The following is a 14,512-nucleotide window of genomic DNA, read 5'->3' on the forward strand; positions in this document are numbered from 1 at the left end:
GACACCGAACCCCGGAAAACACGGGCGTGACGTCGGCCACACCGCGCGGTACACTCAGCCTCATTGACACACTTAATGCAGTTTGTGTCTAAGCTCCGGCGGAGTTCCCGCCGACCGAGCCAACCGAGGAGCCGGAGGATTTGACGATGTCGACGGTGATGGCCAAACGATTCCAGCACGCCTTCAACAAGGCCACCTCCTACTACCCCGATCCGGCCAAGCCGCTCGCCGAGCCACCGGCCGACTCCGGCCTCAAGCCGGTGATGGGTGACGCAGGCATCCCGTTCCTCGGCCACACCGTCGACATGCTCGCCGACCCGCTCGCCAGCGCGATGGAGCGCTTCGAGAAGTACGGCCCGGTGTCGTGGTCGGGCTCGCTGCAGGACAACATCGTCACCCTGGTCGGACCCGAGGCCGTGGAATGTGCATGGATGAACCGGGAGAAGGCGTTCTCCAGTGAGCAGGGCTGGGAACCGATGATCGGCCCGTTCTTCCGTCGCGGCATCATGCTCATGGATTTCGGCGAGCACATGCATCATCGCCGTATTCTCCAGCAAGCCTTCGCCAAGCCGCGATTGCTGGGCTACCTCGATCTGATGACCCCGCACATCGAGAAGACGCTCGCCAATTGGGATGTGGGTCAAGGATTTCCGATGTACACACAAACCAAGGAGCTGCTGCTCTCGCTGGCGTCGGAGGTGTTCGTCGGATCGACCCTCGAGGGGGCCGAGAACCGGCGCCTCGAAGTCGCCTTCGAGGCCGCCGTACGCGGCGGGCAGGCGATCATCCGGGCAGACGTCGGCAACTTCACCTGGGCCCGCGGCCTCCGCGGTCGTGAGACCCTGCAGGAGTACTTCCGGTCCGAGATCGGCTCGCGCCGAAGCGATCCCGGCGACGATCTGTTCAGCGTGCTGTGCCACAGCGAGGACGACGAGGGCAATACCTTCACCGATGAGGACGTCGTCAACCACATGATCTTCGTCATGATGGCCGCACACGACACCTCGACCATCGCCCTGTCGATGATGGCGCACTATCTGGGGCGCAATCCTCAATGGCAGCAACGACTTCGGGATGAGTCGCTGGCGTTGGGCAAGGCAACCCTCGACTACGACGACCAGGACAAGCTGCCCAGCCTCGACCTCGCGTTCAAGGAGACCCTGCGCATCAATGCGCCCGTCGGCATGCTCTTCCGCAAGACCATCACCGACACCGACATCCTCGGCCACTTCGTCCCCGCCGGTACCGTCATCGCGATCCACCCGTGGGCGACGATGCTTCGCGAGGAATGGTGGCCCAATCCAACCGTCTGGGATCCGGAACGCTTCGCCGCCGAACGCCGGGAAGACAAGGTGCACCGCTTCGCGTGGTCACCCTTCGGCGGCGGCGCCCACAAGTGCATCGGCCTCTACTTCGGCGGCATGGAAGTGAAGTCGATCATGCATCAGTTGCTGCTCAACTTCGAATGGTCGGTCCCCGCCGATTACCGACTCAGTCTCGAATACGGAACGGGCCCAACCCCTGCCGACGGCCTGCCGATCGACATGCGACGACGGTAGGACTGCGTCGACGATAAGCCGACCCGTCACCGCGAAGCGCTGTGCACCCATTCGGCAAAACCGTTGGGCGCGCGCGAATATCGACGCGCGGAGGTGCTGACGATACCGCGGGCGGTGGCCACCGTGATCGCACCGAGCACGCCGGCCGCCGCAACCAGTGCCCGGTCCTCGCCGGTGGCCAGTGGTTCGAAACCTCCGATCGCGCGGTAGATGTCGCCGCGAATGCCCAGGTTGGCACCGTAGATCTGGGAGTGCCCGGACTCTACCGGATGGGCGAGATGCCAGCGAGTTCGCTGATGCGGTGTCAGGGGAGCTTCGTCGGGCGTGACCAGTCCCGCGACAAGATCTGCACCGGCCGAAGCGAGTTCGGCATGCGCGATCAGCCAGTCATGCGGGACCGCAGAATCGGCGTCGGTATTCGCGATCCAGTGATTGGCGAGTTCGCTGTCTCCGACGCTGCCCAGCGCCGCGGTGACGCCGAGATGGCGTGCCCCTCCGACAGTCCCGGCGTCGCATTCCACCAGCCGGGCACCATGTCGATGAGCGATCGCGGCAGTCCCGTCGTCGCATCGATCGAGCACCACGGTGACACTGACGGCCATCGGAGCACGCTTGGATACGAGTTCGTCCCGACACCTCGCGATCATGCTCAGACAGCGATCGATGAGACCTTCCTCGTTTCGGGCAGGCACCACAACATGGATGTGCGTCAGTTGGGTGTTCATGGCATCGACGACGGGGAGGAGCGGTGCCGCCAGAGACCGAGGAGATAGTCGGGGTCATGGGCTGCGTCGACGATCTCCAGATGGGAGGTGCTGTCGATGGCGGCGTGTACGGCGGCACCGTCGAGGGGCCACCCACGGATCGGGTGGCTCCAATGACAGGCGACGAGATATCCTCCAGGACTGAGGATTTGCTGAATGACAGACAACGTCCGCGCGAGCTGTGACGCACTCAGGTAGTAGCCCACTTCGGACAGGACCACGAGATCGTAGGGGCCCGTCGGGAGATGATCGGGTGCCCATCCCTCCGAGACGGTGACGTTTCGGTGCTCGGAAGTACGTCGACGGGCTGCCTCGACGGCGGCCGGCGCAGGATCGATGGCATCGACATAATCGCACATGTCGGCCAGGTCTCCCGCCAACGCTCCCACCGAACAGCCGATTTCGAGGACGCGGTGGGGTCGTGGCAGGTCGTCGAGCAAGGCCAGGGTGGCACGGCGTTTGGCGACTTCGTAACCGGAGGACACCCGCCATGGATCCCGGTGCCGACGATGCAACTCGTCGAAGGCCGAGACATCGGTGGGCGTCGGATCGAGGATGACGACCTCGAAGTCGCGGTCGAAATGATCGAGTACGTGAGCGGGAAGGATCGGAGTATCGCCCGGCTCGTCGGAGAGCCGCCGAACTTGGGAGACATGGCAGGAGATACCCGATTGCTTTGCTGAGTGTTCTGCCGCCGACAGTCGATGTATCGCCACTCCGGTACGGGGCAGTTGTTCGGGTGTTCCCCAGTGCCAGAACCAGATCGGGTACTCGCCGAGCACGCACCCGGCACGCGCCGCTGCGGCGGCGGCCGCCATGCCTGCCGCCACGTGATCGGGATGACCGTCGTGTCGCCACGGTGCCACGATGAGGGTGCTGCCGCCCATGCACATGACGGCGTCGACGATCGCCGCGGTGAGGTCTGCCCGATACGCGTCAACGCGTCCGTCAGGAAAGCCGAGTGCGGTCAGATCGATCGTTGCGCCCGTGTCACTTTCAAGGGCTGCCAGAGCACTGCGCATCTCGTTCTGTCGACGCAGGCCCAGAGCCGCCGGACTGATCGTGTTCGAACTGGGATGCGACGCCTCACCCCAGGTGGCCAGGATGACGGTGACGGTGGCTCCTGAGCTCAGGGCACGGTGGATGAGACCACCGCAACCAAGGACTTCGTCGTCGGGATGCGCGGCCACCACGACCATATTCCGGTATTTCTCGATATCGAGGACCAGCTGCGACGACGAGGCAAAGTGGTTGCGCCAGTGAACTTCCAGCGTCCCGGGGTCCGCTGGATCAAAGTCCTCGGCGGTCGTCATATCACCAGGCCCCGTCCGTCGGCGACCGCCTGCCCCAGCGCCGCGGCATCACGGTCGGCATGCTCCTGCTGCAGGTAGACGCTCAGATCTGCGACCAGCGCCGCGTAGCGGGCGTCATGTACCGCAGGCCCGGGCCCCATCGCATGAGCGGCCCGTGTCATGACCTCCTCGGCGACACCGCGCATCCCACGGCGAACATGCCAGGCCAGTACCGCACCGTCGGTGTCGTCGGCTTCGACACGGGCCGCCGCGTCGTTCAAGACGCAGCGGCCCCGATGCAGTGCCTCGTCGACAGCGCCCAGATGCATCCTGCCTATCTGATCCAGATCGTCACGGTCACTGCGTCTTCGGAGGACTCTACCGATGCCGACCGCGCCGCCGAACCACACCGCCGCGACCCGAATCCCCCCGGTCGCAAATCCGGCTCGTGTGAGGTACCAGCCATCCCCGCCCACCGGTATCGCCGCGGCTGACTCACAATGGATACTCGGCGATGCCACCGCGGTGAGGCCTCGCGCCACCCATGCTTCGGTGCCGACGGCGATTCGCGGATCGGTCAGGTCGATCGCAAACAGCCGCCTCGTGTCGGGCGAGGTCCAGGCCGTGACCAACGCGCGGTCGAGACGGTCCGCCAGAGAGCACCACGGCTTGATGCCGGAGAGCTCCCATCGATTGCCGGAATGATTCGCGTACAAGCGTTCTGGTCCTTCGGCAGCGTAGACACCCCAGCGCAGGCCATCGGCATCGAGGGCCACCGGGGAGTGGGCCTCGTCGAGGATCGTGAGCGCGTCAAGGTGTGGTTCGAGTACTCGGGCGACGGTGAGATCGATTGCCGCCACGGTGGCGAGCAGCGACCAGCGGGAGACCTCATTCGCGTGTGCTCGTGTTGCGCGGCCCAGCTCACACAGATGCTCGAGGATGGTGTTCACGGGCACCGGAACGTCGTCGACCAACGCCCTGAGGCAGTCGAGGCTCTCGCCGTCCGGCGGATCACCGGCAAGCACCACCGGCTCAAGACGCTCAGGCTGGACGGTCATGCCGCACCGTGGATCGACGATCGGACCGTGGTTCGACGTCGGAGGGTGCCGACCGTTGATGTTTCGTGGACCTCAAGAAAGTCACCTACCGCCGATGTCGGTTCAGCTGTGGCGCTCCCCGAGGCTGGAGGAACACTTCTGTGGCAGTCGCCACCTGATCATGATAGCCCGGCTACCACCGTCGGCGTGGTGAGGGCAATCGTGCGAGGCGAGACGAGACCGCACAGGGATGCGGTGCAACGAGTGTCGTCGATCTTCTGCCGCTGCCCGAGCTGATGGGCCGCTTCGGTGACCTCGCGTATGACGTTGTCGAGATGAACCCGTCCGACCGGAACAGCTGGGATCGCCACGCGGCAGCGCAAAGGCTGCCCATCCGCCGCTGCCTCGACGGCAATCCGGACGCTGTTCGCGGTGCATGCGGGAGCACCTCGGCTGGGGTGTGTTCACGCTGCTGCGACGCTGATCTGACGGTCAGTGGGTGGGGGGTGCCGCCTGGTGCACCCCCGCGCACGCCGTCACACCATTGCCTGTTGCCCCTGGTCCTGATTAGGTATGGAAATAGGACGTATCAGGCGTCGTCAGCTGGGAGAGGCTCGCGCATGACCGGTTCGATGAGTACGGCCCCGACGATTCCTGCCGTATTCGATGACGTCGTCGAGCGCACTCCAGACGCGCCGTTTCTGGTGACCAACGAACGCACCTGGACATACCGCGAGGTCGCCGACGCCGCCGACAGCCTCGCACGAAGCCTCAACACCATCGGGGTGAGCCGTGGTGATCGCATCGCGATCGCAGCGCCCAACGGTCCGGAATGGATCCTGACCCTGATTGCCGCCACCCGACTCAGTGCGACGGTGGTGGCCCTCAACGTTCTGTACCGGGAACGCGAGCTCGACTTCATGCTCAACGAGTCCGGAGCATCGGTGCTGATCTGCTCCGACAGAACCCGAGACTTCGACTTCGCGAGGTTCCTCGAGCGTTTCCGCAATCGACTCCCCGGGGTCAAGCATTTCGTGTTTCTCGGCGACGGCGGATTCTCGACCAGCCGCACCTGGAATCACCTGATCACGGCCGCACCGAAGACCAAACAGCAGTGGGCCCCCGTGCATCCGATGACACCCGCGTTTCTGCTCTACACCTCCGGTACCACCGGAGCCCCCAAGGGCGCCATGCTCACGCACGCAAGCATTCTCGCCTCAGCTCGTGCGCAGGCGCAGCACCTGGGTCACACCGCCGACGATGCCTTCCTCGCTCACATGCCGATGAACCATGTCGGGGGTCTGACCTGCACGGTGGTCGCCGCCCTGACCATCGGCGCGCGGCTGATCCTGGTGCCGGAGTTCCATCCCCAGCATTCCCTGGAGGCGATGCTGACCCATCGCGCCACGGTCTGTCTTGGCGTGCCGACCATGTATCAGCTGATGATGGCGCACCCGAAGTTCGCCGACTCGGACCGGTCGGCAGTAGGGACCTGCGTGGTCGGTGGCGCGAATCTCGAACCGGCGCTGGGTGCCCGAGTGGCCGAAGCGTTCCCGACGGCACGACTGGCCAATCTGTACGGCCTGTCGGAGACCTCGGGCGGCGCCGTGATCTCGGGGACCGGCGACGACCTCGACACGCTGATCACGACGCTCGGTGTCCCCGTCGGGGACACCGAGGTGCGGGTCATCGATGGCGACGGCCACGACGTTGCGCCCGGCGACGACGGCGAACTCCTGATCAGCGGCAGCATCACCGCCGCTGGATACTGGCAGCGGCCCGATGCCACCGCAGCAACCTTCGGCGACGACGGGTGGGTACGTACCGGTGACATCGTCGCGCAGCGCGACGACGGCCACCTCGTGTTGCGTGGCCGTCGCAAGGAGATGTACGTCCGCGGCGGGTACAGCGTGTACCCCGCCGAGATCGAGAACCTCCTCACCTCCCATCTGCATGTCACGGCAGCGGCAGTCATCGGGATACCCGATTACAGCTTCGGTGAGGCGGGACTGGCATACGTCTCCGTCGACGAACCCGTCGACGTCGAGGAACTGTACGAGTTGTGCCGTACAAAACTCGCACCCTATAAGCAGCCCGAGGAGATCACCATCCTCGACAGGCTACCGACGACGCCGACCGGCAAGATCAACAAGTCCGAGCTCCGACGCCGGCATGCGGTGCCCGTGCGGCTGTAGCCGGTTGTCCCGGTTGTCGGGGCGTCGTCCACCGTTCACCGTCCACCACGACCATCACGGCGTGTAGGGCGTCGACCATCCCACGGGTGCGGTGATCTCCTGGTTGCTGACGCTGATCGTGCCGTCGGTGTACACGGTCATGACGCAACTCGCGGAGTCCGTCGGCGCGTAGCTCGAATTCTTCGGTAGCGGTTGGGGAATGGTGACCGTGGTCGACATCTCCCAGACCGTGTCGACGTCGGAGTCCCGACGACCGTCGCTGCTGATCGCGATCTGGAGGTCCTCGCTGATGATGGTCTTCCGGACATCCCCACCACTGAAGCGCACCGCGGCCGCCCGGTCGGCGGCGGCACCGGCGTCGATCCCGTTGTTCTGCTGATACTCCGCGGCGACCTCGTGCCGGAGCGCCGCCTCACACGCGGTGACGGACTCGGACTTCTTGGCGCCGGAGTCTCGGTGTGCAACCGCCCAGCAGACCGCTGCGATCACCACGACGACCAGCACCCCGATCGCGGCGACCACGATGCGCCGACGCCGGGGGTGCGGGTGCGGGGAGTCTGAGAGCCGGGAGTCTGAGTGCCGGTTGCTCATCCGTCGTCCCTGCTGGGCAGCTTCCATCCGAAGGTCGCGGTCGGTGGTCCGTCCTTGGCGTACAGGCGTGCCGGGCGGCCCCCGGCCGCCCGGGTGACCGGCGACCCGGTCGCGTCGGTCTGTGGTGCCAGCAGCGGCTGCACCCGTCGGTTGAATGAATCCCGCATCAGCCGCCTGCCGAGGATGGCCTCGTGGAGTTCACGCAGTTCACTGAGGGTGTAGGGCTGCGGCAGCAGGTTATCCGGATCCGGGCGGTCCTCGTAGCGTTCCCGAAGACTGTCGGTGGCGGCTGCAATGATCTGCGTGTGGTCGTAGAGCAACACCTCGCCTGAGGTGAGCGTGCCGGCGGGCGTCACCGGCACCAGCTCACCGACCACATCCGTCAGCTGCGCGGCAGGCAGAGCGACGGCATGCGCGATCGAGATCGTCCATCCCCGAGGATCTCGATCAGGATCATCGAACACCCGCAGCAGGTGCGGATGGATGTGATCGGGCGAGAGCCCCAGTTTGAGTTGGAGTACCTCACCGACGGTGTCGGCGACAGTGCGTCGTTCACGGATGAATCGCCCCGGCAGCATCGCGGTGCCGTCGTCGTCGCGTTGCACGACCACGCACAGGGTCGCATCGACGACGCTGAGCACAGCGATGTCGACGGCGACATTGGGTCGCGGATAGTCGGTCAGTCGACTGGTTCGCGCAGCAGCCACGGAAACACCCTATGCGAGAATCTGCGTAAAGTAATAATCTCATAATCGCGCAAAGTCGCCTCGGTCGGATGCCGGGGCGGAGAGAAGGAGTCAGACCATGAAGTTCTCCGCCGCCCTCGATGTCGATGTCGTCGCCCACGAGACCGCCGACGAGGTGACCGTCATGCTCGAACTGCAGGCCCCCGCAGCGCCGGCCGCCGATGCGCCGCGCCCACCGACCGCACTGCAGATCGTGCTCGACCGCAGCGGCTCGATGTCCGGACCGCCGCTGGAAGGCGCCCAGAAGGCGCTGACAAGTGTTGTCGCACAGCTCGATCCGAAGGATGTGTTCGGCGTCGTGGCGTTCGACGACGCCGCGATGGTCGTGGTCCCCGCGGCACCCCTGGCCGACAAGCAGCGCGCCGTCGACGCGATCGGCGCCGTCACCCCGGGCGGTTGCACCGACCTGTCGTCGGGATACCTGCGCGGCTTGCAGGATCTGCGTCGCGCCGCCGGTGTGGCCGGGATCTCCGGCGGGACGGTCCTCGTCATCAGTGACGGCCACATCAATCGTGGTATCCGCGATCACGACGAGTTCGCGAGCATCGCCGCCAAGGCGGCCGCCGAGGGCATCGTGACGTCCACACTCGGGTACGGACGCGGCTACGACGAGTCGCTGCTCGAGGTGATCACCCGGGCCGGCAACGGCAACCACACCTTCGCCGACGACCCCGACGCCGCGGGCGTTGCCATCGGTACGGAAGTACAAGGGCTGCTGTCGAAGTCGGCCCAGGCCGTCACGCTCACCGTGCGCTACGTCGAGCAGGTCGGCGAACTCTCGCTGTACAACGACCTGCCCGCGAACCAGACTGCCGACGGCGAGGTGATGATCGAGCTCGGCGACCTCTACGCCGACGAGGGGCGGAAGTTGTTGCTGCGCATGGGTGTCACCGGCCTCGCCGCACTGGGACTGGCCCAGATCGCGACCCTCGAACTGCGTTGGGTCCAGACGGCGACCCTCACCGAACACACGGTGGCCCTGCCCATCTCGGTGAACGCGGTGCCCGGCGACGAGCTCGGCGACCGCATCCCCGACCCCACCGTGCAGTCGGAGAAGCTGTATCAGGAAGGGCAACAGGCGAAGCTGGAGGCGTCGCGCGCCTACGAGTCCGGCGACACCGCAGCCGGACTCGAGTACCTCGCCCGGTCGCGGGCGAGTTTCCTCGACGCAATGGACGTGGCCGGCGCGCCCCCGGTCGTCGGTGCCGCCGACGAGATCGCCTTCCTGGATCAGTTGGAGGCCGAAGTATCCACTCTGGGAGCCGGTTACGCCTCCAAGCGTTCCCGCGACTCCTACCAGCAGAGCAACCGCAAGCGGGGGCGTGGGTAGGCCGCACCGTCCTGTTGCCGACCCGCCTCCCCAACCCCCGCTGGTCGGCCCGCCTCCCCAACCCCCGCTGGTCGGCCCGCCTCCCCAGCCCCCCGCTGGTCGGCCCGCCTCCCTTCCGCCAGTCGAGTAGCCTGCCGCTGGTCGAGTAGCCGACGAGCTTGCGAATCGGCGTATCGAGACCACCATCTCGCCGGTCGAGCGGTGCGAGCCCCCAGGGCGAGCACCGAGTCGAGATCCGGTGACACGACGACGAAACCCCACCACAGCACACACCGCGAGAGGACCCACATGCCCTCACTCACCGACATTCAACTCGACCGCGCCCACGGCACCCTCCTGGGCACCGCTGTCGGCGACGCCCTCGGCGTCCCGTACGAGTTCGGCCGACGCCTCGGCCCCACCGACATCCCGGAGATGATCGGCGGCGGACTCGGCTCCTATCAGCCGGGCGAATGGAGCGACGACACCTCCATGGCCGTCGCCATCGCGACCGCCGCCGCCGAGGGTCACGACCTCACCTCCGACGCCGGACTCGACGCGGTCGCACGCCAGTTCCTGCGATGGCTCAACGACTTTCCGGGCGATTGCCCACCGGACATCGGCAACCAGACCTACGCCGTGCTGTCGGCGACGCGACGCAGGCTGCACGGCGATCCCGACGCGCCGGTCGGCGCGATCATGCGGGAGGAGTCACTGATCCACGCCGCCGAGCATCCACGCTCGGCCGGCAACGGCGCGCTCATGCGCACCGCGCCGGTCGCACTCGCGCACCTCGACGACCGCGCCATGCTCGCCGAGGCCGCCCGCGCCGTCGCCGGGCTGACCCACAGCGACGCACTGGCCGGTGACTCGTGCGTCATCTGGTGCGAGGCCATTCGTGTCGCCATCCTCGACGGTCGCGTCGACATCCCCGCCGGACTCGACCTCCTGCCCTCGCGACGTCGCGGTCAATGGTCGACGTGGCTCGAGGAGGCGGCCACCGCCGATCCGGCCGGCTTCGCCCCCAACGGTTTCACCGTGAGAGCGCTGCAGGCGGCGGCCGCGTCGATCCTGCAGACACCCCGCACGTCGGCGGATGCGCATCAGACTCTTGTCGAATCCCTGTATACCGCAATACGTATCGGCGATGATACCGACACCGTCGCGGCCATCGCCGGCGGATTGTTGGGAGCTCGGTGGGGGGCGAGTGCGGTGTCGGGGACGCACCGCGACGCCGTGCACGGCTGGCCGTTCGTCGACGGCGACGCGACCACCTACACCGATCTGGCAACGCTGACCGACAAGACCTTGCCAGCGACAGCAAACGAGGTGCGCTCCTGACGGCGCTCACACGCAGTCAAGCGACGTCGACCATCGGAACGTCTGCCGCCGCGCACACCCGAAAACTGTCGGACCCCCATGGAATGATCAACCGCGAGAATGATCGAACACAGCACCCGACGAGAGGACGACGAATCATGGAGAGCGCGAACGCACATCCCGCACCGGTTCCGCTGCCCACGCGTCGTCCCCGCCTCGACATCGGCTGCCTGCGCCCAGCGGAGCCACAACCGATGACCTCGGTGGCGCTCGCCGTTCGACGGGTTGCCGACGCCCGGTATGTCTACTGCGCCGCGGGCTCCGACGACGTGGAGTGGGTCGGCCGGGTGTCCTCGCCGAGCACGCACGTTGCGGTCCTCGACGCCCTCGTCGATATCCGGCGTCGCGCGGCCGGGCACCCGCGACTACGGTTCGCCGTCCAGCTGTCGGCCGGAAGTCCTCTGTGGCGCAGCAAGATCGAGATCGAGACACTGCTTCCGGGGGTGCTTCTCGATTTCGCAGCCCCCGCGGACGCGCCCCTGTTTCACAAGGCCCATACACGGATCAACGCCGAGGTGGCGCCGGCGCCGCCGAGCGCCCGGGACTTCGAGCCGGTCACGGTCGCCACCGACGGATCGGTCCGCGGTGCCATCACCGGTTGGGGCTGGCTCGCCACCGACGGCAGGTACGGTCTGCGCGCATTTACGCACTCACGCAAGGTAATCGGTTCGAATCCCGTTCTCGTCGCAGAGCTCCGCGCCATCGACGACGCCGTGCGGGCCATTCGTCACGCACCGTTGACGATCCTCACCGACAGCCGACTGGCCGTGACCATGGTGCGCAAATGGGCTGCGGGCATCACGGTTCTCCCCGACGGCTACACCACTGACCGTGGTAACGGTCCGGCCGGCCTCGTCCAGGCGCAGCGGCGCATCCAGACGCACCGCGACCGCATCGACATCGTGTGGCAGCCGGGCCATCGCGGTCACCTGCTGAACGAGGGTGCCGACGCCCTCGCGCGTCTCGCGTCGCGGCGACTGACGCCGGGCAACGACCTGACGAACGACGAGTACCACCGACGCGCACAAGGGTTGGCCGACGGGTTTGCCGACGCCTTCCGCGCTGAGCACGTCGGCGAATCGCGTGCCTCGTAAACCGCCACTTCGACCACAGCGCCGGGTGGTGCCGGCCGCACCTCCGCTACCGGAACCCTCGCGCCCTTTCCCGGCGGCGCACTTCATTCCCCTGCCGGGCCGGTTTCCCGAGGACGTCGTCGTCGGCCACGACGGAATGCTGTACTGCGGTGTGGACGGTGGCAGCATCGTCCAGATCGATCCGGATGGCCACACGACGCGCATCGTCGCCGACACGGGCGGCCGCCCCCTCGGACTCGAGCCGGCTCCCGACGGTCTCATCGTCTGCGACGCCTACCGGGGCCTACTGTCGGTCGACGTCGCTACGGGCGCGGTGACGACGCTCGTGTCCGAGATCGACGGTGTGCCACTGAACTTCTGCTCCAATGCCGCGCTCGCCCCCGACGGCGCGATCTGGTTCACCGAATCGTCCACACGGTTCGGTTTCGACCACTACCTCGGGGCGTTCCTCGAGCACCGCCCGTCCGGGCGGCTGCTCCGCCACGACGTCGACGGCACCACGTCGGTCATCCTGACCGACCTCGACTTCCCCAACGGCCTCGCGCTCACCCCGTCCCGCGACGCGCTGATCCTCGTCGAAACCGCCGGATACCGACTCAGCCGCGTCAACCTGAGCGACGCGCGTCGCACCATCCTCGCCGAGAACCTCCCCGGCTATCCCGACAACCTGTCACAATTCCGCGACTGGCACGCCTGGGTCGCCCTCACCAACCCGCGCAGCGCATCCCTGGACCGCTCCGGGCGACTGCCCGGCTGGATCCGCCGGATCGCATGGCGCCTACCCGACCGGCTGATGCCCGGTCCCGACGACATCGTGTGGCTTCGTTCGATCACCGCCGACGGTGAAGTCATCGACGACATCCACACTCACCGCGACGACTACGAAATGGCGACCGGCGCCGTCGAATACCGCGGATTCCTGTATGTGGCCGGGCTGCGCCGCACCGCGCTCCTGCGACTCGATCTGTCCGCTTTGGCGATCACAACCCGGCGTCCGTAAGTCGCTTCATCAGACTCACCTTGCGGGAGTGCGTATTTCGCAAGACCGCGACCCGCTCGACGAACTCGTCGTCGTCACCACCGCGGTGGTACACCTCCTGCAGGTCGGTCAGCAGGGCGACCGCGCAGTCGTAGTCGGCGGCCTTGGTGGCCTGCATGTGCGCCTCGACTCGCGACCAGCTCCGCACGCGGTCCTCGGACAACTCGGCCAGCCGCCGCTCATGGGCGGCGAGCCGCTCGCGCTCGATCCGGGCCTTCTCCCGCGCACGTTTGCGCGCCGCCGACCGTTCCCGCGTGGTGGCGAGCTGGTCGGCACGCCGCAGGAGCTCGGCGACGAGGGGCCCGGCGGGCGCGTCGACCCGCGGCAACGATTCGCGATACCGCCCCATCAACTCGAGATGCACCTGACGCTGCCCGTCACGCAGCACCCGGACCAGCAGCGCGTCCTTCTCCGTCGCGGCAAGACCTCGAACAAAGCTCTCGTACTCGTCGGTGGTGTCCTCGATGTCGGCGGAAGACTCAGCGGCGGCTCGGAGCAGATCGTCATCGACACGCAGGTAACGGGCCAGTGCACGTTGCGGCGACGTGAGGGCCCGCAGTCCGGGCGGAACAGGTGGCGTCGGCGTCGATTCGTCCTCGTCGTCGATCAGGACGCCGTTCTCTCGCACCCACCGAAACGGGCGACTCTGCGCCGCAAGCCAGCCCAGATACAGCGCCCGGAGATCACCGGCGGCGAGTTCCCCGCGGATTCCGACCATCGACGACAGCATCGCGGGTGCGTCGAGATCGTAGTCGTCGCCCTCGTCGTTGCTCGTCAGATCGATGATGACGTGCTCGTCGGTCGACCAGATATCGACCTCACCGTCGACGATGTAGCTTTCGTACGCATCGAAATCCGCCAGCGCGATCGGGATCCGAACCATCAGCCGGTGGGTACCCCAACTGGTGACGTGCAGGTGCGCGTCGTACCACAGTCCCATCAATTGCCCTGGGCTGCCCCGAAAGTCGCCGTAGTCGTACTCGTTGACGAAGCTGGTGGCGGTGATGTCCGCACGTGACGACAGCCCACGCATCTGCGCTTGCTCCTCGTCGCCGAGCGGCCGATCGATCGCGACGAACTCGTAGTACTGGTACTCACTCATCGCGGACCCACAGATTCGTCGCGAACCGCCCGGAACGTGCTGCGCATGCCCTGGTGGAAGGTGATGCGGCCGGCGATCACCGTGGGTTCGACGAACGTGACCCACCCGGCGCCGCTCGCTTCGTCGTTGTCGTCGAATCCGACCCACGTGAAGTCGACCCGCGACGGGTCACGGTCACCGGGCGGCTCCCAGTCGATTCCGCCTTCGACCGCGATGAATCCCAGCAAACCCAGGCCATGGTCGTCGAAGATGATGAACGCCGGCCCCATCAGGTCGATGGTGTCCTGGTCCCACTCGCTCATCTCGGTGATGCGCCAGGAACCCACGAGGTCGGAACGCACAAAGGGAAGGTGATCGGTCATGGTGGCCACTGTACGAGGAAGCACCGACAGAACCGGTGGCGC

General features: G+C 66.6%; 13 protein-coding genes. 6 read left to right on the forward strand and 7 right to left on the reverse strand.

What is annotated here, in order from left to right; translation table 11 throughout:
- Positions 1 to 158: 158 nt before the first annotated feature.
- Positions 159 to 1,559, forward strand: coding sequence for a cytochrome P450 (locus ABLE92_RS15675; protein WP_348805774.1), 1,401 nt, complete (start codon positions 159 to 161; stop codon positions 1,557 to 1,559).
- A gap of 26 nt (positions 1,560 to 1,585) precedes the next feature.
- Here ABLE92_RS15675 and ABLE92_RS15680 read toward each other — a convergent pair whose 3' ends face one another.
- Genes ABLE92_RS15680 through ABLE92_RS15690 form a run of 3 tightly spaced genes read right to left on the reverse strand, consistent with a single transcriptional unit; the run spans position 1,586 to position 4,673 of the window.
- Positions 1,586 to 2,284, reverse strand: coding sequence for a glycosyltransferase family 2 protein (locus ABLE92_RS15680; protein WP_348805725.1), 699 nt, complete (start codon positions 2,282 to 2,284; stop codon positions 1,586 to 1,588).
- Positions 2,281 to 3,636 (reverse strand): PIG-L family deacetylase, encoded by a 1,356-nt coding sequence (locus tag ABLE92_RS15685; RefSeq protein WP_348805727.1) that lies wholly within the window; start codon positions 3,634 to 3,636, stop codon positions 2,281 to 2,283. The genes ABLE92_RS15680 and ABLE92_RS15685 overlap by 4 nt, the downstream gene beginning before the upstream one ends.
- Complete coding sequence (locus ABLE92_RS15690) at positions 3,633 to 4,673, reverse strand: acyl-CoA dehydrogenase family protein (RefSeq protein WP_348805728.1); 1,041 nt, start codon at positions 4,671 to 4,673, stop codon at positions 3,633 to 3,635. The genes ABLE92_RS15685 and ABLE92_RS15690 overlap by 4 nt, the downstream gene beginning before the upstream one ends.
- A gap of 611 nt (positions 4,674 to 5,284) precedes the next feature.
- Between ABLE92_RS15690 and ABLE92_RS15695 the strand changes: the two genes are divergently transcribed.
- Entirely contained in the window at positions 5,285 to 6,847 is a 1,563-nt protein-coding gene (locus ABLE92_RS15695; RefSeq protein ID WP_348805729.1) for a class I adenylate-forming enzyme family protein, read from the forward strand.
- 54 nt (positions 6,848 to 6,901) lie between these two features.
- On the opposite strand, the gene ABLE92_RS15700 is transcribed toward ABLE92_RS15695, so the two are convergent.
- Positions 6,902 to 7,438, reverse strand: a complete 537-nt coding sequence (locus tag ABLE92_RS15700; RefSeq protein ID WP_348805730.1) for a hypothetical protein — start codon at positions 7,436 to 7,438, stop codon at positions 6,902 to 6,904.
- Positions 7,435 to 8,145 (reverse strand): NUDIX hydrolase, encoded by a 711-nt coding sequence (locus ABLE92_RS15705; RefSeq protein ID WP_348805731.1) that lies wholly within the window; start codon positions 8,143 to 8,145, stop codon positions 7,435 to 7,437. Before ABLE92_RS15705 ends, ABLE92_RS15700 begins: the two co-directional genes overlap by 4 nt.
- Before the next feature lie 97 nt (positions 8,146 to 8,242).
- On the opposite strand from ABLE92_RS15705, the gene ABLE92_RS15710 reads away from it, so the two are divergent.
- The 4 genes from ABLE92_RS15710 (at position 8,243) to ABLE92_RS15725 (ending at position 12,967) form a co-directional block, all read left to right on the forward strand.
- Entirely contained in the window at positions 8,243 to 9,514 is a 1,272-nt protein-coding gene (locus tag ABLE92_RS15710; protein WP_348805732.1) for a vWA domain-containing protein, read from the forward strand.
- A 288-nt stretch (positions 9,515 to 9,802) separates the two neighbouring features.
- Entirely contained in the window at positions 9,803 to 10,834 is a 1,032-nt protein-coding gene (locus ABLE92_RS15715) for an ADP-ribosylglycohydrolase family protein (protein WP_348805733.1), read from the forward strand.
- A gap of 137 nt (positions 10,835 to 10,971) precedes the next feature.
- Positions 10,972 to 11,967 carry a ribonuclease HI gene (locus tag ABLE92_RS15720; RefSeq protein WP_348805734.1) on the forward strand — a complete coding sequence of 332 codons (996 nt, stop codon included), beginning with the start codon at positions 10,972 to 10,974 and terminating at the stop codon, positions 11,965 to 11,967.
- 28 nt (positions 11,968 to 11,995) lie between these two features.
- Entirely contained in the window at positions 11,996 to 12,967 is a 972-nt protein-coding gene (locus ABLE92_RS15725) for an SMP-30/gluconolactonase/LRE family protein (protein WP_348805735.1), read from the forward strand.
- Here ABLE92_RS15725 and ABLE92_RS15730 read toward each other — a convergent pair.
- Both ABLE92_RS15730 and ABLE92_RS15735 read right to left on the reverse strand, forming a co-directional pair.
- On the reverse strand, positions 12,948 to 14,108 hold the full coding sequence (locus ABLE92_RS15730) for a hypothetical protein (protein ID WP_348805736.1): 1,161 nt from the start codon (positions 14,106 to 14,108) through the stop codon (positions 12,948 to 12,950). The genes ABLE92_RS15725 and ABLE92_RS15730 overlap by 20 nt on opposite strands.
- Positions 14,105 to 14,470 carry a hypothetical protein gene (locus ABLE92_RS15735; protein WP_348805737.1) on the reverse strand — a complete coding sequence of 122 codons (366 nt, stop codon included), beginning with the start codon at positions 14,468 to 14,470 and terminating at the stop codon, positions 14,105 to 14,107. The genes ABLE92_RS15730 and ABLE92_RS15735 overlap by 4 nt, the downstream gene beginning before the upstream one ends.
- Between the last annotated feature and the right edge of the window lie 42 nt (positions 14,471 to 14,512).

The sequence above is a fragment of the Gordonia oleivorans genome, assembly GCF_040044975.1.
Taxonomy (GTDB): domain Bacteria; phylum Actinomycetota; class Actinomycetes; order Mycobacteriales; family Mycobacteriaceae; genus Gordonia; species Gordonia oleivorans.

Bases quoted from the DNA above. Each gene is read 5' to 3' on its own strand.
- ABLE92_RS15675 (WP_348805774.1), top strand. From the start codon at position 159: ATGGCCAAACGATTCCAGCACGCCTTCAACAAGGCCACCTCCTACTAC.
- ABLE92_RS15680 (WP_348805725.1), bottom strand. From the start codon at position 2,284: ATGAACACCCAACTGACGCACATCCATGTTGTGGTGCCTGCCCGAAAC.
- ABLE92_RS15685 (WP_348805727.1), bottom strand. From the start codon at position 3,636: ATGACGACCGCCGAGGACTTTGATCCAGCGGACCCCGGGACGCTGGAA.
- ABLE92_RS15690 (WP_348805728.1), bottom strand. From the start codon at position 4,673: ATGACCGTCCAGCCTGAGCGTCTTGAGCCGGTGGTGCTTGCCGGTGAT.
- ABLE92_RS15695 (WP_348805729.1), top strand. From the start codon at position 5,285: ATGAGTACGGCCCCGACGATTCCTGCCGTATTCGATGACGTCGTCGAG.
- ABLE92_RS15700 (WP_348805730.1), bottom strand. From the start codon at position 7,438: ATGAGCAACCGGCACTCAGACTCCCGGCTCTCAGACTCCCCGCACCCG.
- ABLE92_RS15710 (WP_348805732.1), top strand. From the start codon at position 8,243: ATGAAGTTCTCCGCCGCCCTCGATGTCGATGTCGTCGCCCACGAGACC.
- ABLE92_RS15715 (WP_348805733.1), top strand. From the start codon at position 9,803: ATGCCCTCACTCACCGACATTCAACTCGACCGCGCCCACGGCACCCTC.
- ABLE92_RS15720 (WP_348805734.1), top strand. From the start codon at position 10,972: ATGGAGAGCGCGAACGCACATCCCGCACCGGTTCCGCTGCCCACGCGT.
- ABLE92_RS15730 (WP_348805736.1), bottom strand. From the start codon at position 14,108: ATGAGTGAGTACCAGTACTACGAGTTCGTCGCGATCGATCGGCCGCTC.
- ABLE92_RS15735 (WP_348805737.1), bottom strand. From the start codon at position 14,470: ATGACCGATCACCTTCCCTTTGTGCGTTCCGACCTCGTGGGTTCCTGG.